This window comes from Bacillus sp. Cr_A10 (assembly GCF_029222665.1).
Taxonomy (GTDB): Bacteria; Bacillota; Bacilli; order Bacillales_A; family Planococcaceae; genus Psychrobacillus.
The window spans coordinates 17,445-36,269 of the sequence record NZ_JARHXR010000003.1 but is presented as its reverse complement, the minus strand read 5'-3'; the positions used below and the strand labels follow the sequence as shown (position 1 = coordinate 36,269).

General features: G+C 36.2%; 17 protein-coding genes. 11 read left to right on the top strand and 6 right to left on the bottom strand.

What is annotated here, in order from left to right; all coding sequences use genetic code 11:
- Positions 1-7: 7 nt before the first annotated feature.
- From P2Q73_RS02470 to P2Q73_RS02450, 5 genes are all read left to right on the top strand, one after another.
- Positions 8-1,396, top strand: coding sequence for an L-cystine transporter (locus P2Q73_RS02470; RefSeq protein ID WP_056830897.1), 1,389 nt, complete (start codon positions 8-10; stop codon positions 1,394-1,396).
- A gap of 263 nt (positions 1,397-1,659) precedes the next feature.
- On the top strand, positions 1,660-2,589 hold the full coding sequence (locus P2Q73_RS02465; RefSeq protein ID WP_056830894.1) for an ABC transporter ATP-binding protein: 930 nt from the start codon (positions 1,660-1,662) through the stop codon (positions 2,587-2,589).
- A 10-nt stretch (positions 2,590-2,599) separates the two neighbouring features.
- Positions 2,600-3,874 carry an ABC transporter permease gene (locus P2Q73_RS02460; RefSeq protein WP_056830891.1) on the top strand — a complete coding sequence of 425 codons (1,275 nt, stop codon included), beginning with the start codon at positions 2,600-2,602 and terminating at the stop codon, positions 3,872-3,874.
- Positions 3,871-4,977: an ABC transporter permease gene (locus tag P2Q73_RS02455; protein WP_056830889.1), complete on the top strand. Its 1,107-nt coding sequence runs from the start codon at positions 3,871-3,873 to the stop codon at positions 4,975-4,977. Before P2Q73_RS02460 ends, P2Q73_RS02455 begins: the two co-directional genes overlap by 4 nt.
- Before the next feature lie 18 nt (positions 4,978-4,995).
- Complete coding sequence (locus tag P2Q73_RS02450; protein WP_275783534.1) at positions 4,996-6,558, top strand: aminotransferase class V-fold PLP-dependent enzyme; 1,563 nt, start codon at positions 4,996-4,998, stop codon at positions 6,556-6,558.
- Positions 6,559-6,698: 140 nt separating this feature from the next.
- Here P2Q73_RS02450 and P2Q73_RS02445 read toward each other — a convergent pair whose 3' ends face one another.
- Genes P2Q73_RS02445 through P2Q73_RS02435 form a run of 3 tightly spaced genes read right to left on the bottom strand, consistent with a single transcriptional unit; the run spans position 6,699 to position 9,415 of the window.
- Positions 6,699-7,277, bottom strand: coding sequence for a hypothetical protein (locus P2Q73_RS02445; protein WP_056830884.1), 579 nt, complete (start codon positions 7,275-7,277; stop codon positions 6,699-6,701).
- On the bottom strand, positions 7,274-8,182 hold the full coding sequence (locus tag P2Q73_RS02440; RefSeq protein ID WP_056830882.1) for a hypothetical protein: 909 nt from the start codon (positions 8,180-8,182) through the stop codon (positions 7,274-7,276). Before P2Q73_RS02440 ends, P2Q73_RS02445 begins: the two co-directional genes overlap by 4 nt.
- Positions 8,183-8,185: 3 nt before the next feature.
- The gene (locus tag P2Q73_RS02435; protein WP_056830880.1) at positions 8,186-9,415 is read right to left on the bottom strand and encodes a helix-turn-helix domain-containing protein; all 1,230 of its coding nucleotides are present in this window, start codon (positions 9,413-9,415) and stop codon (positions 8,186-8,188) included.
- Between the two features lie 202 nt (positions 9,416-9,617).
- Here P2Q73_RS02435 and P2Q73_RS02430 point away from each other — a divergent pair, with 202 nt between their 5' ends.
- Positions 9,618-10,901, top strand: coding sequence for an MFS transporter (locus tag P2Q73_RS02430; RefSeq protein WP_053591662.1), 1,284 nt, complete (start codon positions 9,618-9,620; stop codon positions 10,899-10,901).
- 289 nt (positions 10,902-11,190) lie between these two features.
- Here the strand turns inward: P2Q73_RS02430 and P2Q73_RS02425 are convergent, their stop codons facing one another.
- Together P2Q73_RS02425 and P2Q73_RS02420 are read right to left on the bottom strand one after the other, a co-directional pair.
- Positions 11,191-12,354: an MFS transporter gene (locus P2Q73_RS02425; RefSeq protein ID WP_275783527.1), complete on the bottom strand. Its 1,164-nt coding sequence runs from the start codon at positions 12,352-12,354 to the stop codon at positions 11,191-11,193.
- 126 nt (positions 12,355-12,480) lie between these two features.
- A complete protein-coding gene (locus tag P2Q73_RS02420; protein ID WP_053591664.1) occupies positions 12,481-12,894 on the bottom strand; it encodes a CBS domain-containing protein in 414 nt (137 codons plus the stop codon).
- A 177-nt stretch (positions 12,895-13,071) separates the two neighbouring features.
- On the opposite strand from P2Q73_RS02420, the gene P2Q73_RS02415 reads away from it, so the two are divergent.
- Positions 13,072-13,203 carry an Lmo0850 family protein gene (locus P2Q73_RS02415; protein WP_253278910.1) on the top strand — a complete coding sequence of 44 codons (132 nt, stop codon included), beginning with the start codon at positions 13,072-13,074 and terminating at the stop codon, positions 13,201-13,203.
- Between the two features lie 49 nt (positions 13,204-13,252).
- On the opposite strand, the gene P2Q73_RS02410 is transcribed toward P2Q73_RS02415, so the two are convergent.
- Positions 13,253-14,434: an FtsW/RodA/SpoVE family cell cycle protein gene (locus P2Q73_RS02410; protein ID WP_056830876.1), complete on the bottom strand. Its 1,182-nt coding sequence runs from the start codon at positions 14,432-14,434 to the stop codon at positions 13,253-13,255.
- 200 nt (positions 14,435-14,634) lie between these two features.
- On the opposite strand from P2Q73_RS02410, the gene P2Q73_RS02405 reads away from it, so the two are divergent.
- From P2Q73_RS02405 to P2Q73_RS02390, 4 genes are all read left to right on the top strand, one after another.
- Positions 14,635-15,375, top strand: a complete 741-nt coding sequence (locus P2Q73_RS02405; protein ID WP_053591666.1) for a hypothetical protein — start codon at positions 14,635-14,637, stop codon at positions 15,373-15,375.
- A gap of 243 nt (positions 15,376-15,618) precedes the next feature.
- Positions 15,619-16,701: a D-alanine--D-alanine ligase gene (locus P2Q73_RS02400; RefSeq protein WP_275783520.1), complete on the top strand. Its 1,083-nt coding sequence runs from the start codon at positions 15,619-15,621 to the stop codon at positions 16,699-16,701.
- 5 nt (positions 16,702-16,706) lie between these two features.
- Positions 16,707-18,074 (top strand): UDP-N-acetylmuramoyl-tripeptide--D-alanyl-D-alanine ligase, encoded by a 1,368-nt coding sequence (locus P2Q73_RS02395; RefSeq protein ID WP_275783517.1) that lies wholly within the window; start codon positions 16,707-16,709, stop codon positions 18,072-18,074.
- 21 nt (positions 18,075-18,095) lie between these two features.
- Entirely contained in the window at positions 18,096-18,812 is a 717-nt protein-coding gene (locus P2Q73_RS02390; RefSeq protein WP_056830869.1) for an alpha/beta hydrolase, read from the top strand.
- Positions 18,813-18,825 lie beyond the last annotated feature (13 nt).

Here is an 18,825-nt window from a genome sequence, read left to right as displayed (position 1 = left end):
TAATGAAATGGACATATTGTTTATCATTCTTAATATAGCTGCCTTACTGTTGTTCGTGGGTGTTCTAATAGTAATGCAAAAGAAACATGTATCATTTTCTAAACGCGTATTTACAGCGTTAGGTTTAGGTATAGCTTTAGGATTAGCATTAAATCTAATTTACGGTGTAACATCTGAAGTGTTAGCTAAATCCGTAGATTGGTATAACTTGATAGGAACTGGCTATGTGAAGTTACTTCAAATGATAGTAATGCCACTAGTATTTATTTCTATTCTAGGCGCTTTTACGAAGTTGACGATTGGGAAAAACTTTGGGAAGATGGCTGCAATTATTTTAAGTATTTTAATTGGAACTACTGCTATAGCAGCACTAATAGGAATTGGTTCTGCAGCAATCTTTGATCTAAATGCAGATCAGATTGTGCAAGGTGAAGCAGAATCTGTACGCGCAGAGGACTATGAAGCACGTTCTGCTGAAGTAGGAGATAAAACACTTCCTCAGCAAATGCTTGATTTACTTCCAGCTAATCCATTTTTAGATTTCACGGGTGCGCGTGATACATCTACAATTGCGGTTGTAATATTTGCAGCATTTTTAGGCTTTGCCTACTTGAGAGTAGCTCGAAAAGATGGTGAAACTGCTGCTACGATTAAAAAAGGAATAGACGCTGTGTACTCGCTTGTTATGAGTGTAGTGACACTTGTTCTTCGATTGACTCCATATGGTATCCTGGCAATTATGGCTAGAACCGTTGCGACATCTGATTTTGCAGCAATATATAATTTAGGTAAATTTGTGGTAGCATCCTATGTAGCATTAGCTATTATGTTTGCAATCCACTTAATAATTATTTCACTTTCAGGTTTAAATCCTATAACGTATGTGAAAAAAGCAGCAGAGCCACTCATTTTTGCATTTACATCACGTTCAAGTGCAGGTACTTTACCTATTAATATTAATACACAAACAAATAAACTAGGCGTATCTGAAGGTATTGCAAATTTCTCTGGTTCCTTTGGATTGTCCATTGGGCAAAACGGTTGTGCGGGTGTATATCCTGCCATGCTAGCATTTATGATTGCTCCATCTCAAGGTATTAATCCTTTAGATCCGATGTTTATTCTTACTGTAGTTGCCGTAGTGGCTATTAGTTCTTTTGGAGTTGCAGGTGTAGGTGGTGGAGCGACGTTTGCCGCGATACTTGTACTTTCTGCTCTGAATTTACCAGTTGCATTAGCTGGTTTACTCGTTTCAGTAGAGCCATTAATTGATATGGCACGTACAGCTGTAAACGTGAGTGGATCAATGACTGCAGGTGTTACAACTGCGAAAGTAACCGGTGAATTAGATAAAGACGTTTATAATGCACCATTAGAAACACAAACAGTAGAATAACAAAATTACAAAAAAAGCTGTCCTTTATCGGACAGCTTTTTTGTATGCGCTCAAATAAAATCTATGCTCTTAACATAAACTTTACTTGTGGTTTTTTAATATTACAAAAGAATTTTGGTATAATTGTACTAAATACCAACTTTAATCCAGGTCTAAATCTCGACTGACTGGAGTTAAAACCTCCGGCGTATGTCTCAGATTTTCAATCTAAACGAGAACGGATATACGCCAATGTGAATTTAATTGATAAAGGGGATGGAGCCGTGTTACAAGCAATAAATCTTCATAAAAAGTTTAAGACAAAGGAAGTGGTTCGCCAAGTAAATATGCAGCTAGAAGCAGGAGAATCTATTGGACTTCTCGGGCCGAACGGGGCAGGAAAATCAACAACTATTTCCATGCTTTCTTCTTTAGTAATGCCAACAAGTGGTGAAGTACTTTGGAATTCAGAATCGATCAATAAAAATCCCGAGTCGCTTCGCAAAACATTGGGGGTAGTTCCTCAGGAAATTGCTTTATACCCTGAGCTATCGGCAAGAGAAAACCTAGCTTTTTTCGGTAGAATCTATGGTTTAAAAGGTTCACTATTGACCGAACGTGTAGAAGAAATATTACAGAAAATTGGATTAACTGATCGAAAAAATGACATTGTTAAAACATTTTCTGGTGGTATGAAACGTCGCCTTAATATTGGAGCTGCACTTTTACATAATCCATCTATTTTAATTATGGATGAACCAACCGTAGGGATTGACCCACAGTCAAGAGCGTATATTTTAGATACTGTTAAACAGCTTGTTGAGGAAGGAATGACCTTATTATATACAAGTCACTATATGGAGGAAGTTGAGCTCCTTTGTGACAAAATTTATATTATGGACCAAGGTGAGATTATTGCTTTCGGTACAAAAGAGCAGTTAAAATCACTAGTTTCTGATAATCAAACGATTGAATTAAAGGGACATTTACTTTCAAAAGAGTTTGGGGAGGTACTGAAGAAACAATTTCCTGCTGCCAGTGTTCGTCATGAAGAAGATATTCTGCTATTATCCATGCCTAAAAAGGAAGAGCCACTTGCTAGCATTTTCGCAATAGCTGCAGAAAATGATGTGACAATCACTTCGGCCATCATTAAAATACCTTCTCTTGAAGATGTATTCCTACATTTAACAGGAAAAGCATTAAGAGACTAGGGGGATGGCTATGCTACTTACTTTAATTGGAAAGCAAATAAAAATGCTATTACGAAACAAGCAACCACTTATTATTTTATTACTCATGCCACTTGTACTTATTACAATTCTTTCTACTGCGCTTGCTGGTGTGATGAATAGTGGTGGGGAACCAGCTATTCAAGCAAGATTAGTTTTAATAGATACTTCTAGCTGGGAGAAAGAAGAGGAATCTATCATAAATTTCTTAAAGGAACAGGGATTGAGCGGCTCTTCTTTAGATTCGGTACTAATTCAAATGAAAAATTATGATCCTATAAAAATTTTAGAAGACTCCATTCTATCAACCGATGGTATAAAGGAGTATATAGTGGTTGAAAAGAAACAGTTTACAGACTTAGAAAATATTCGAAAAGACGAAAATACGGATGGTATATTAACAATTCCATCGAGTTTTCGTTTGGATTATATAAAAATGGCTTATTTTAATGAGACGCAAACACCAGAGATTGATTTATTTCTTAGTCAAGAAAATGAAATACGAGCTTCTATTATTCAATCCGTAATCAATGAATGGCAAAATGGCTATACGAAGTCACTTGCTCTTACGAAAGCTGGATTATCACTGGATCAACGTTTGCTAAACAGTTCAAGTGTTGAAAAAGTGGAACAGGTGCTGGAAGAAAGTGAAAGAAAAATTCCTGCCTCTGTTTACTACACTGCTGGAATGCTTGTGATGTTTGCTCTGTATATCCCGTCATTTTTAGCAGGCTTTGCTTTGCAGGAGGTGCAATGGAAGGTATATGACCGAATTATTTTAGCAGGAGTATCGGCTAATTGGTACTCAATTTCTATTTTTATTACAGGGACGCTGGTAGCTTTTGTTCAACAATTGTTACTTCTACTTTATGGGAAGTTTGTGCTTGGAATCGAGTGGATTGGACTAGATGCAATGGCTATTACCGTTTTAACCTATAGCTTTTTTATTGGGGGACTATCAGCATTACTGACCACCCTTCAACTTAGAACGAAGTCAGAGGGAGCAGCGAATATATTTAATGGCTTAGTAATTACTATATTCTCATTTCTTGGTGGTTCTTTTTTCAATATAGGGGAAGTATCTACACTACTTGCCAATATCGGTAATCTTACACCAAATGGAGCTACCATGACTGCCATCCTATCCATTCAAAAAGGTAGAGAATTAGAGGTAATATGGCCATTTATGTCTGTTTTGGTTGTGGCATTTAGCCTTTGTGTGTTTCTCTCTATTGTTTTATTTCCAAAAAGAGGGGTGACATCATGAAGGGTATATGGATTGCAAGGTTACAAAACTTAAAAAGAAAGCCACTTATTCTCATTTCAATGACTATCATGACCGTTATCTTTGCATATGTGTTAAGTGGTTCAGTTGGTAGTAAATTGTCTCTATTAATTGCTACGGATGAATCTAAAATGAGTAAGGAAGTTTTAGAGAGGATACAGATAGAAGAGGATTATGCAATAACTGTTTTATCGGAGCAAGAACTTCAGGATACAATAAAGGAAAAAAGGGACACGATCGGTGTATTGCTAAATGAAAAAACGTATAGTGTTCTAGCAGACACAGAGTCAGATGTAGTAAGAAATCTTTCTTTAAATGTAGAGACTATCTATAATGAGCTAGCTTTTCAATATCAGATAATTGATGTAGGTGGGGAAAGTAAGTGGGAGGAAGTAGAAAAAGGCTTAGAAAATCCTGCTTTTCAAATAAAAGAAGCATCGATGGATGAGTCAAAAGTGTTCCGCTATGATGGAGCATTACAAAGTTTATTTGGTTTTATGCTTTATTTTGTTTTTTATACAATCTCTATAAATGTACAATTTATATTAGAAGATAAACGTTCAGGAGTATGGAATCGTTTGAAGCTAGCATCAATCAGTAGATTTCAATTGTATTTTGGGCATTTATCGTTTAGTTATTTAATTGGACTGGTCCAAATGCTTTTAGTCATTTTTGTTTTCCGATTTATAGTTGGCACAAATATGTACGGGGGATTATGGAAGGTTATCGTCATTTGTAGCTTCTATGTATTACTTGTGATGGCATTTTCTTTATTTGTTATCTCGTTAGTCAAAACAGTAAGTCAAAGCAGTGTAATTATTTCTTTGCTATCTGTCGCTTTTGCAATGATCGGCGGTGCTTATTGGCCACTCGAGATCGTACAGTCAGAAGGCTTGCTAGCAATGAAATGGTTGTCTCCTATCTATTACGGAATGGAAGCATTAAAGAGAGTTACCATTTATGGGGAAACCTTAAGTAACGTTTGGACGTATGTTAGTATGATGTTACTTTTAGGCGTTATCCTATTAGCGGTCGGAATCACTTTATTGGAAAAGAGAACGGAACGCTATCATTCAAGTGAATAGATTGGGGAGTTTGGGGTTATGTATTGGTGTAAAATTGCACGGACCGAAAAAGAATTTGATGCAATCGCTCGATTAAATTATCAGACATTCGTGGAAGAGATTCCGCAGCATGAACCAGATCCGAGTGGAATGAGAGTCGATCCATTTCATCATGAAAACGTATATGTGATTGTATTGAAGGATCAAGAACTAGCGGGGATGGTTGCCTTTCGAGCAGTCCGTCCTTTTTCGCTAGATCTAAAACTTGGTCCAGTAGAGGATTTACTTCCTGAGGATGCACTTCAAGGGATGCTTTGCGAAGTTCGATTAATGGCGGTTGATAAAGCACATCGAAATGGACGAGTGTTTTATTATTTAGCTAGGGCATTGTCTGATTATGCCTATGAAAATGGCTATGGAGCAGCTGTCATATCAGGGACGATTCGTGAACAAAAACTATATAACCAGCTAGGTTTTGAACCCTTTGCAGACACGGTCGGGACAGGAGAAGCTCTGTTTGTTCCGATGGTACTGACAAGAGAACGATTTGACAACTCGGTTGCTGCTCGTTTTAAACAAAAAAGATATTCATTTTATCCTGGGCCTGTCCAACAATCGGAATCTATTCAACAGGCATTTTTAGAAAAGCCAATATCCCACCGTTCGCATGAGTTCAAGGTAATGCTGGAGCGAGTGAAGAGTCGTCTGCTAGAGATGAGTGGAGCAGCACAAGTCCATCTGTTAGTTGGGAGTGGAACTCTTGCCAATGAAGCGATGATTGCCCAATTGCATGTGCTTGGCGAGAGGGGGTTACTACTAACAAATGGTGCCTTCGGAGAACGTTTGGAAAAGCAAGCGAAAAGATGGGGACTTTCCTTTGAGGTTGACAAGTACGAATGGGGAACTTCCTTTGATATAGCTGCGATTGAAAAAGAACTTGCTACAGGTAATTATAGCTGGTTGCTAATGACACATGGTGAGACCTCTACTGGAATGTTGAATGAATTGGAGAAGTTAGCTGATATATGTAAGCGTCATAATGTATTGTTATGTGCAGATTGTGTGAGTTCATTTGGTTCACTTCCTTTTCAGCTAGATGGTGTTTATTTAGCTACGGGGGTAAGTGGAAAAGCTATTGGAACAATGAGTGGCTTGGCATTTGTATTTGCTAATACGGACATTACAGTAAGTGAAAACATACCAACGTATTTAGATATAGCATTTAGAAGTAATCACGCAGTTCCATTTACAATGCCTTCCCAGTTTGTATTGAGTTTAGAATATGCATTAAAGGCATATGATGGAGGATTTAGATATAAACAATTACATAATCGGATGCGATTTATCGAAGAAGATGTGAAACAGCATCAAATTGAACTGTTAGCAGATAAACATTATCCAATGATTTTTACGTGGAAGGAAAAGAATTATCCGCACTTAGCGGAAGACGCAAGAATGTCAGGATTTGATCTGCATTATAAAAGCGATTATTTAATTGAAAACGGCTTGCTACAAATTTCATGCATCCAACCTGATTTTGAAGATGCATGGACTAAATTTATGGAATGGCTTGATAATTATCGTGCTTATCACGGTGAATGAAAGATTGTGACCGGATAGTAAATAGAATGACCGGAAACTAAAAAATCTGACCGTTTAGAAAAAAATGTGACCAGATAAAAGAATTTCTGAGCGGATAAAAAATAATACGTCCACACAGTCAAAATAGGGCAGTCTCCAAGTTAGGAGACTGCCCCTTTTTCAAAACCTTCATAAATTGCATTTCTAGGATATCTCTTTCGCATATTGTTTAAATATACTAGGAAAGAAATCTCAATGATTAGCATAAACACTACAATCAAAATACTCCCAGTTATGCTATTATCGAAAGTTGTATTCATTAAAAACGATTGTATGAACAAGGATGGCAAAGCAATCGCCATATACCAATAGAACATTCGCTTAGTTGAAATGAAACCTTCTTTATATGGAAGCTGCTTTGCAACCTCTTGCAGAAGGGCAAACAATAAATATATAAGAATCACTTTCAGCAAACTGAGAAGAGTTGAGTAATATCCTAGCCATTCATTCAGTTGGATAACTTGATCATTTAAAAAGAAGTTAGGCACCGAAATAATAACTAAAATAATCGATAGGACCTTTAGTTTCTCATAAGGTTGAGAGGATAAAGTCGCTATTTGTTTGATACCATTGTAAACAAAGATATATCCGATAAAATCTGGCAAGAGGTCAACGATCAAGTGAAACTTGATGAACACGAAAAGAAAGCCGATGAATAGCTGTTTGAATCCATTTCTCATTTCGCTTCACCTCTCGCTTTCTTTACAATGTTATTCACTTGATCTTGCGTCAATATAGGATTACTAATAATATTGATCACGTGCTTGATTTGAGTCCCGTCGGCATCCTCACCTGTCCAATCTTGGATAAGTCTAATCGTTTTTGCCTTATCCAAGTCATCTTTCGTGTGAAAGAAAATTCCTATTGAATCTCCTGCATTTATTTGAAGCGGCCATTTTACATCTGTATAAAGAGGAGCGTCCAGATCCCCCCATTCTTTTGAAGCGTCTTCTCTTATAATAGGGCTATGTTCATCTGTATCTTTCCATACCATCAGTTTTACATCGATATTTTGTTGAACTTCCTTTGGTAACTCAAAAGCCTCCATCTTTAAGGGTTCTTTAATATATAGATATTCCGCTAGAGAGTTGCCATTATATTCAAGACCTCCACTATTTACAAATTCTATATCGGAAACTTTGTGAGGGGAGAAATTTAATTTTGTTAAATTTAACGGCACAGTCTGACCGTTTGTAAAAGTGGCGTATATCTGATTATGATTTTTTAATTCCTCTTGAAAGTTTTTTATATCCTCTTCGCCTAAGCTGAACATAGCCTCTTTTGAATAATGATGAGTAAATTCTTGATTGAAAGATTGTGCAGTTGGATTCTCGAAACCAGGGAATGTGAAGTTTCGCTCATTCCATAAGCTTTGTGCGCCAATGGAAAGCGACTGCAACTCTATAATATCTTTTTTATTCGTTATATAATGTATGGAAAAATTTGTACTATCACTTATTGGTATATCTAAATAAGCATTTAGAATAACTGGTTCCTCTAGTTGCTTCGATTGAAAGTAAATGGAATTGACAATCCAACTTATCACAATAAGGCTAATAACTCCCCAAAACCAATTTTTCTTCATAGACTACTTTCCCCCAGTGATTTTCTCGTACGTCTCTTTAATAAAGGATTTATACGGAGAGTCAGGCATTTTATTGATATTATCTATAGCAAACTGTGCTGCTTCCAAAGCTTTTTCCTGTTGACCAAGCTCCATGTAGCATAATGCAGCATATGCATCCTTTTCGTAGAATATTGACAAATCAAATGGGTGATGGAGAATACTAGGGATTTCAACTGCCTCTAACTTTTTAAGTGCATCTTCAAATTGCTGTAAACCATATAATGTTTTTCCTCTTTCAAGTAGGAAATAAGGTGCGAATAATTTATTCTGTATGCGGACCTTAAAAGTATCGTTATATAACTGGTCTGCTTCTTTATATAGTTTTTTAAAAGAAGTTAAGTAGTGAATATTAGCGTACGAAATGAAAATCTTCGAATCCTCATCCTCGGCAAATTCACTATATGCAAGTAACTTTTGTAAATAATACTCTTTTTTCTCTTCGTCCGTAGCCATCATAGCGTGGGCGGTAGCTAATCGATATAAATTATCTACTTGCTTAAATATTTTATGCTTATTTGAATATGCAATTGCTTTTTCCATCTTATCGATAGCATCTTCATGTTGACCTACTGCAAAATAAAGAACAGCCTCCAGATAGTCATAGTCTAGTCGAGATAGAGGGTCAATCCATAAGGGATTCATTTCTAACTGAGAACGCTCTGAAAGTAAAATATTTAGCGCTTCCTGATAATTGTGATTAGTATAAGGAACTAAAGCAAAAAATGTCCCTATTTCTGCCCGTTTGGTTGTTAAATTTAATTGCTCATACATTAAAGCTACTTGTTTTAATAGCTTCAGAGAATATTCTTTGTCCTTTAATGATATACATCTACTATACAATTCAAGTAAACGAGCTGCTTCATACCCCTGAGTGAGCTTTGGGACACATGGCTCGATTAGATCGATTATTTGTTCATATTCATTCGTTAAATCTTCATACTTCGTATTAAAAAGTAGTTCAGCCTTCTCTAATACTTCTCTTAAATCCTGTGTGCTTACTTCTTCCAAAAGCTCTGAAACATCTACTCCTAACTGATAGGCAATGTAATTTAAGCTTTCCATAGAAGGATTGGCTTTATTGTTTTCAATTAGACTAAGCATTCCTTTAGTGAGTTCTGAGCCTGCAAGTGCTTCTAATGTAATCTTTTGTTGTTTTCTAATTTTGCGTATGCGATCGCCTAATGTTGGCACAAGAATCACCTCTTTATCCATTTGTTTAATTATATTAAACTTTTCGTTGAATTGAAAGGATAAATATGGTATTATTTTCTTTACATAGAAAAAAAGTAAGGCCTTTGGTGGTTGCCAAAGATTTTGAACAGGGGTAAATCGTATTTGCGATTCAAAATCTCGGCCTTTTACCAATGAGAATTTGAAAAAAGGGGAAATAAAAATGGAAGAAGTGTTAAAGCTCAAAAGGGCAACGTATCATTTGTGGACATTCACGATAAGCAAGATCATATCAACATTTGGGGCGCAAGTGTATTCATTTGCCATCAGCTTTTATATTTTGCAATTAACTGGTTCTGCCTCAAGCTTTGCAATGAATTTGATTTGTAGTATTTTACCAAGGACGCTTGTAGCACCTTTTGCTGGTTATGTAGCTGATAATTACTCTAGGAAAATGATTGTCATCGTTGCTCAAATTGCCACCACAATTGCAATTGGTGGTTTGCTAATTGTTAGTTTAACAGCAGGTTTATCATTGTTAGCAATTTATACAACTACTGTAATTTTATCCATCACTTCATTATTTTCAGGTGTAACATTTAGCTCGTCAATCACAGGACTAGTGGATGAAGCAAGAATACAAAAGGCAATGTCTTTAAATCAAATATCCATTTCATTTGCTGCAATTGGTAGTCCAGCCGTAGGTGGGTTACTCTATGGTACTGTAACAATGCCAGTTTTTCTTGTTATGTATATGGCTGCATCGATTATTGCAGTACTCTTAGAGTCCACGATGAATTTTAATTTATTTGCTAAACGGAAAGAGGTAGTAGAGGGAGAAGTAAAAGAGTCGATGCTTCAAAGCATGAAGGCGGGATTCAACTATTTAATGAAACATTCCATTTTAAAAACGATGGTTGTAATTTCTCTTTTTATTAATTTTCTGTTCGGTGCATACCAAGTGGGATATTCATTTATTTTAATTGAGAAATTAAAAATAAATGCTCAGCATTTTGGATTCACTGAAGGAGCATTTGCAATCGGAATGTTGATTATGTCCATTTATTTTACTTCTCGTAAAGAGCTAAAGTATCCATTTTTAGTTTCTAAATGGAGTATCGTGGTGATGGGAGTGCTAATGGGCGGAGTGGCATTACCTTTGCTGTTCGATATGTCCTATAATTGGTTAGTAGGCTTTTACATTCTCCTTATGTTTGGTTTTGGTATATCGATGATTGTGACTAATACACCAATTCAAGTGATGATGCAAAAAATGATTGAGGATGATTATAAGGGGCGCGTGTTTTCTATCATTGAAACTTGTGCAATGGCTCTCATGCCGCTTGGAATGGTATTGTTTGGTTTCTTATACGATGTTTTACCGGCAGAAGGTATTCTCATAGTATCAAGCCTTGTATTAATCTTGGTGGTATTACTACTTGCAAGACCATCCGTTGTAAGAGCAGCACATCCTGAATTACAAACTGCGCAACCAGAGTTACAATAAAAAAATGCCAAGGAGCGAATCCTTGGCATCAGACTGTTGAAAAACGCTTTCATTCTTCGTTGCTTACACTTCGTTGTAAGCTCATGAACCTAAGTTCTATTCGCTTCCGCCTCGTGTCGGCGCGCCTCGACTGACAAGCGTTTTCAAACAAGTCTGAAGTGACACTTTAGAAATCTAAATTTAGCTGCTACCTGAAGCCAAGGAAAATCCTTGGCGTTTTGTGGTAAATTAGGTGAATCGCTCAATGACGATCAAGTATCGCACAATCTCTACTTACAATCCCTCAATCTCACGCTACTTCTCTCAATGATTTTGTAGATTTACGATATGCGAAGATTAATCCGATGGAAAGAACTGCGAGTACACCAGAGAACATATAAATATTATTTGGTTGGATTGTGAAAAGCCATGCAAATAATAATGGGCCGATAATTCGACCTAAGTTATCCATCGAATAAGTCATACCAGCCGCTGTACCGTAGCTTCCACCAGATTCCTTCGTAGTAAGTGAAACAATTGTTGTTCTAGCTAGTGCATTCCCAGCGGTAAACACACAAAGGGAGAATCCTGCCCAGAAAATACTCGATGTAAATACGGTCATAAATAGACCAATTGCAGTAATGATTTGTGCGTATAATAGCCATTTCGTTTCTGTACCGTTTTTAATTCGTCGTACCACTCCGCCTTGAATTGCCGCATCCACGAAGCCGCTAAACATAAACAAATAGCCGATTTGCAAAGGGGTAATGGCAACTTTCTCGATTTGGAACAGCTGGAAGGTTGCTTCTAATCCAGCCAATAAAAACGTCACCATGAATGAAAATAGGAATAAATACTTTATTCGATATGACCAAAGACTCGCAGCACCCTTAGGAAGAAGTGCTCGTTTATTCGCTTCTCCAGATCTCTCTGGCTCCTTCAATATAATAAGTGCATATACAAAAATTACTAGCAATAAAATTGCAGACACGGTAAATGGAAGTGATAAGCTTACGTGTCCGAGAACACCACCAATAGCTGGTCCAAAAATAAATCCTAGACCAATGGACATTCCAAGAAGCCCCATATATTTGTTGCGATTTTCTTCGTTGGATAGATCTGCTGCAAATCCCGTTACAGCTGTGTAGAGGGCTCCTGAAAAAAGACCTCCAACGACACGAGAGAGATAAAGCATAAAGAGCGAATCAAAAAATAATGAAAATAGCCAAAAGCTTAAACTGAAACCAACTAGTCCAACTAAAATGAGTGTCTTTCTTCCAGTACGATCCGAAAGCATTCCCCAAAATGGAGCAGTAAAAAATGAAGCTAGTGAGTAAACTGTTAATAGACCACCGACATGTATTTCATTATAATTTTGCTCCAAAATAACCTCTGGCAATATAGGTATGATTATTCCAAAACCAAGATAAACTAAAAATTGTATGGACATTAGTATAAATATAGTCTTTTTCATACAGAAACCTGCTTTCTGAAAATCTTCTAGTTTCTATATTACACTTTTCCTATATGTTTGACATCTCAGTACCTAAAACCATATAAAAAAAGCTACCCAATTATAAAAAAGGATAGCTAATGATGTTTAATAACTCCTTGGTTCGGATATACTTTCCATAGCGTGAGAAACTTCTTGTACATGTGGAAATGGAAATGCTAAATCTGCTAATGATACAAAACCAACGAGCGTACCGTTCTCAACTACTGGCAGACGACGGACTTGACATCTTGCCATCACTAATGAGGCTTCTACTGTAGTATCATCAGGTGAAACAGAGATTACGGATTTCGTCATGACATCTTCGACTTTACTTTTCACATCTTTTGCAACGGATCTTGTTACGATATCTCTATCGGTTATCATACCAACCAATTTTTTATTGCTTACAACGGGAAGACAACCGATATCCAATGTTCGCATTTGCTCAGCAACCTCATTTACGTAATCCTGTGGATTGCAAGTCGCGACTTCTCTACTCATCACATCTTTTACATTCACGTGAATCACTCCTTATGGTTATTGCTTAGCTTGGTTTACAATCAAATAAAATATGTAATAAAAATGAAAGATTAAAACGATGTAAATAGTGGTATTATAGGATTGAGAAAAATTAATAAATAAGAAACTTTTTTGTATATAAATCGTAATACTATATGGAAGGACGAGGTGGAAAGAATGGCTAAGGAAGTTGATTTAAAGAAAATTGTAAGTAATCTTTCAAAGCTTGGTGTGACTGTTACAATGACAAAATCGAGACTTGACATGCTTAAAGCGTTAGCACCACCAGCACAAAGTCCTCAAAGCTAAAAAGAGGGTGACTCGGAATAATTCGAGCCACCCTCTTTTTATTTGGTTTTTAGTCATCTTCGTTTTTAGCGAACATATACGTTTTATGATGAAATTTCATACTGAATACTAAGCCGATTGCTAGCATATTTCCCATTAGCGAACTACCGCCATAGCTTATGAATGGTAAAGGGATACCTGTAATCGGGAGTAACTGAATCGTCATTCCAATATTCTCAAAAACGTGGAATGTAATCATTGCAATGATTCCGGCACATACATACGTACTATAGGCATCTTTTAACTGTAATGTAATCTTTGTTAAGTGGAAAATAAGTAAAAAGAAAAGACTAATGACGATACTAGCACCTACAAACCCATATTCTTCTCCAATAACAGCGAATATAAAATCGGTATGGTTTTCTGGGACATATACAACGCGACCACCATATCCTTTCCCAAAAATTTCACCAGAACCGATAGCATTTAAAGAGGTTATCAAGTGCATGCCTTCATTGGAGGCATAAGAATACGGATCTAACCAAGAATATATTCGAGCAAATTGATAACTTTGTAAGCCGAATTTTTCCTCTAAAAAGTCCTGCATATAAATTGCCATCCAAAGAAGGGAAGCTCCTATTGTTACGGAGCCCAATAATAAAGGAAGAATAATTTTCCAAGTTATTCCCGCTACAATGACCAATGCAGCAGTAATAGCAATGAATACTAGTGCAGTTCCAAGGTCGGGCTGTTCAAGAATAAAAAATAACGGAACGAGTAAGGTGATACCAATTTTTCCAAGCAGAATAAAATCCGTTTTTATGGTCTTCATAAGATATACTTCATGATGTTTTGTTATTAAACGAGCAAGAGCCAAGATATAAAAGGTTTTCATAAATTCAGCTGGCTGAATATCGCCTATTGGTAAATGGAACCAGCTTTTTGCATTGTTCCGGGGTTCAACAAGTGCCATGCTTCCTGGCAATATAAAAAGAATAAAAAGTAATAATAGTCCAAAACCGTAAATATACCAAGACATTTTTTTGTATTGTTCTGGTTCAAATAACATTACAAGTCCAATAATAACTGTTCCTACTATATACCAAAACACTTGCTTAGCAACAAAATTCGTTGCGTACTGTCCTGATGTCATAGCAGAAGAAATTGCTAGCAAACTAACAATCAAAAATAGCAATATTATAAAAGCGAGCGTCCAATCAAATCGATCGGCAAAGCCTTTTTTGTTTTCCATAAAGTCACCTATATTTCTATCAAATTTCATTTTTTCCTGTGCAGTATTAACAAACTACTAGTCGCAGCTTACACTTTTCCTATTATAGCTTAAAAAAATGTTTTTTGCTTGTCGGTTAATTAAGACGATGCACGAAAATCATATGTTTCATTTGTAAAAAATTATGCTAATATAAAACAGACAATGAAGGAGTGAACCTAGTGGCAAAAAAAGAGAAAGAAGTAGAAGAATATTTAACGCATCTATATGTACATGTAAATGACATTGAACATTTCGCATTATTTAGTGGACTTACGATCCAACAGTTTATAAAGAATTTCTCTGATTTGTCGGCTCTTTTATTATTAAAACATCATTATGAGGACGCATCTTTTAATATTCATACGCAATTAGAGTTTGTGGTGAAAGAACAATATAATCATTTTCTAAAGGATTATGCAGAAAGACCAACAGCACTTTGTTTGCTTGATTTTTCGGATGAGCGGAAATTAAATATGATGTCCCCTCAGGAACAAGCAGAGCTACTTTACATAGCACACAAAAAAGAGGCATTTCGTCTTCCTTTTTATCATCATATACAAAATCGTTTTGTTTATTTATCAGATGAAGGTCAACAGATCACAAAAATATATTTTCGTGATATTGAGGATATTAACAATTTAATAGCTAGTGTATTTAATCAATACATCCATGAAAAAATGAAATCAACTGCTTTTTGGAGAAAAAAGAACAACGTAATTTTACCTGAATTATCCATAGATAAGGTAGAAGCATACGCTGATTATTTTGAAGATGGTGCATTACTCTCCTTTTTTAAATTAGATAAAACAAACTATGGCATAGAGATTAGAAGCTTACCTGAAAATATTTTTCCGGATGAAGTTCTTGGGGATTTGAACGATCATTTAGCAAAACCTGCAAATTTGATCATACAATTTTAAATTCGGCTATACTTAACGCTTTTGCTACTTTCAGTTGCAAAGGCGTTTATTATATTTTGTGGTAATACTTAATGAAAACGATTCCGATTGTAACAGCATATTATAGTGGAAAAAGTGTTGGGTATGATTTAAGTCGTTGAAGTGCTACCTAAAATAGTTAATTTATATCATCGGTTGATGGTTCATCTCTCGATACAGTACGTGATAAACTAATACTATCCAAAACGTGGAGGTTATTTACAAATGAAAATTAAAATAGGTTTATTATATGGTGGGAAATCAGCGGAGCATGAAGTTTCGTTATTGACGGCAAGAGCAGTTTCTCAAGCTATTAATTTTGATAAATACGAAGTATATCCAGTTTTCATTACTAAAATGGGTGAATGGAGAAAAGGTAGTGCCTTAACTGGTCCTATTGAAGATATTGAGTCTTTAAAGATTGGAAATGAAAATAGTAAGCCTAATACAATTACAAGCTTCTTGCCTGTAGAGGGAGACGTGACTTCACAATTAGATGTAGTTTTCCCGCTACTACATGGTCCTAATGGGGAAGATGGTACGGTTCAAGGTTTACTGGAAGTATTGAACTTACCGTACGTGGGAAATGGTGTGTTAGCATCTGCTGCTGGGATGGATAAAGTAGTGATGAAGCAATTATTTGCACAAGCAGGCTTATCTCAAGTTCCTTACGTACACTTTATTCGTAAAGAATGGAAAAATGGTCAAGAAGAGTTATTACAAAAAATGGAACAAAATTTAAATTGGCCATTATTTGTTAAGCCAGCGAACTTGGGTTCCAGTGTTGGGATTACGAAAGCAAGTAATAGGGAAGAGCTTATAAAAGCGGTAGAATTTGCTTTCAAATATGACCGTAAAATTATTGTGGAGCAAGGAATTGTAGCTAGGGAATTAGAAATGAGTGTGCTAGGAAATGATTCTCCTCGATGTTCTGTGGCAGGGGAAGTCTTACCAACGAAAGATTTTTATGATTATGAAGCAAAATATGAGGATGGTACAACGAACTATGCTATTCCAGCAGTTATTTCTCCTGAATTATTGAAGAAGATGGAAGATGCTGCGATTCGTGCTTTTAAAGTTCTAGATTGCTCAGGTCTTGTTCGTGCGGACTTTTTTGTAACAGATAACGAAGAAGTTGTTATTAATGAGGTAAATACGATGCCTGGATTCACCCCAATTAGCATGTATCCTAAGCTATGGATTGAGTCGGGTTTATCTTATTCCGATTTAATTGAAGAATTGATTACTCTTGCAATCGAACGCTTCGAGGAAAAACAACAACTTGAGCATTCGAAGGATGGAGAGTGACATAATTGAAAAAATACTTACAAGAAATCGCAGATTGGTTAGGGATACAAAAACCTGCACTGAATCCACAAGTGACTGGTGTATCAATTAATACAAGAACGCTGCAACCTGGGGACATATTTATCCCTTTTCGTGGGGAAAATGTAAATGGCCATCGTTTTGTGAAGGATGCTTTTGATAAGGGAGCAGCAGCGTCTTTTTGGTTAAAAGATGAACCAAATCCTCCAGAGGATGTTCCTCTTTTATTCGTAGAAAGCGGGGAAAAGGCACTTCAGCAGATGGCAGTAGCGTATCGTGAAGAATTGAAAGCTACTTTCATTGGTATAACAGGATCTAATGGGAAGACTTCAACAAAGGATTTAGTTGCCGGAATGTTATCTCCCTATTTTCGGGTGAAAAAAACGGAAGGCAATTTTAATAATGAGCTTGGATTGCCTTTAACGATTCTTTCGCTTGAGTATGACACGGAGTTTGCTGTACTTGAGATGGGTATGAGTTCATTTGGAGAAATTGAATTTTTATCTAATCTTGCAAAGCCTATGTATGCAGTAATCACCAACATAGGGGAAGCACATATGCAAGACCTTGGTTCCCGAGAAGGAATCGCGAAGGCTAAATTTGAAATCATATCTGGATTAAAGGCAAATGGACAGCTGTTTTATGATGGGGATGAACCATTATTACGCCCATTTGTGGAAAATGCTCCTTCTATACAGACGAAATCCTTTGGCCTCAATAAACAAAATGATTTATCTATTATTGAAGTGAATTTTACAGAACAAGGAAGCACTTTCCGTGTAGCCGGAGAGTTAAACGAAGAAATGTCTATTCCTGTTCTTGGAGAGCATCAAGTGAAAAATACATTGGCTGCTTTATTAATCGGGAAAGAGGTTGGCTTAACTGCTGAGCAAATGCGAGATGCATTGAAAAAAATCGTCTTAACCGATATGCGCATGCAGGTGATCGAAGCTTCAAATGGCTCTATTTTTATTAATGATGCATACAACGCAGCACCAACTTCAATGAAAGCCGCTATATCATTTTTGGAAAGCTCATCGATTAAACCAGTTAAGTGGCTAGTACTTGGAGATATGCTAGAGCTTGGTGAAAATGAAAAGCAATACCATGAACAAATGAGTGAGTTTATTTCTAATGATGTATTTACAGGAGTTTGTTTATTTGGACCAAGAATGGAATGGTTATACGGTCGATTAGTCGAGAAATTTAATGAAGACAGTATTATTTGGGTTGAAAATGACTATGAACAACTCATATTATTTTTAGAAAAGCGTATAAACGAAAAATCAATTGTTTTAGTAAAAGGGTCTCGGGGTATGAAATTAGAAAGAGTTATTGAACCGTTTCAAAAATAGAAACGGGAATGGAGGGGCAACATGAAAACAGGAGTACTTTGCATACACGGATTTACAGGTGGACCATATGAGGTGCAACCTTTTGTAGATTATTTACATGCAAATACAGACTGGAAATTTGTTGTTCCTACTCTTCCAGGCCATGGGGAAACGCTATCGCTTGAAAAAATATCCGCAGAAAATTGGATGATGGAAGCAGAGCTAGCACTTAGACAGCTACAAAAAGAAGTAGATCGTTTGTTTATTATTGGATTTTCTATGGGTGGTGTAATTGCGCTATATTTAGCAAATCGTTATAAAATCGATAAATTGATTTTACTAAGCGCAGCAGCCAAATACATTTATCCTACTCAGTTACTTCAAGACATCCGAGAGATTGCAAAGGAAGCTATGACTGGAAAACTTGAAGATAACAGCCTATATAAATTGTATAGAGCTAAATTGAAAGCTACTCCAATTCATGCCACGATAGAATTTATGCGTTTAGTACGTATGGTTGAACCTTATTATGGCCAAATTAAAATACCAATCTGTCTAGTCCAAGGAAAAAAAGATGGGATTGTACCTTATACTACTGCCCAGTTCTTATTTGACCAATTAGGATCAGATAAAAAAGAACTTATTTATTCCGAGGTTGGAAAACACCATATATGTTATAGTGACGACAGTGTAGGTTGGTATAATAAAGCACTCCAATTTTTAATGGAAGAAGAGGTGGAAAGTATAGGGAGTAATTAATTAATTATTATAA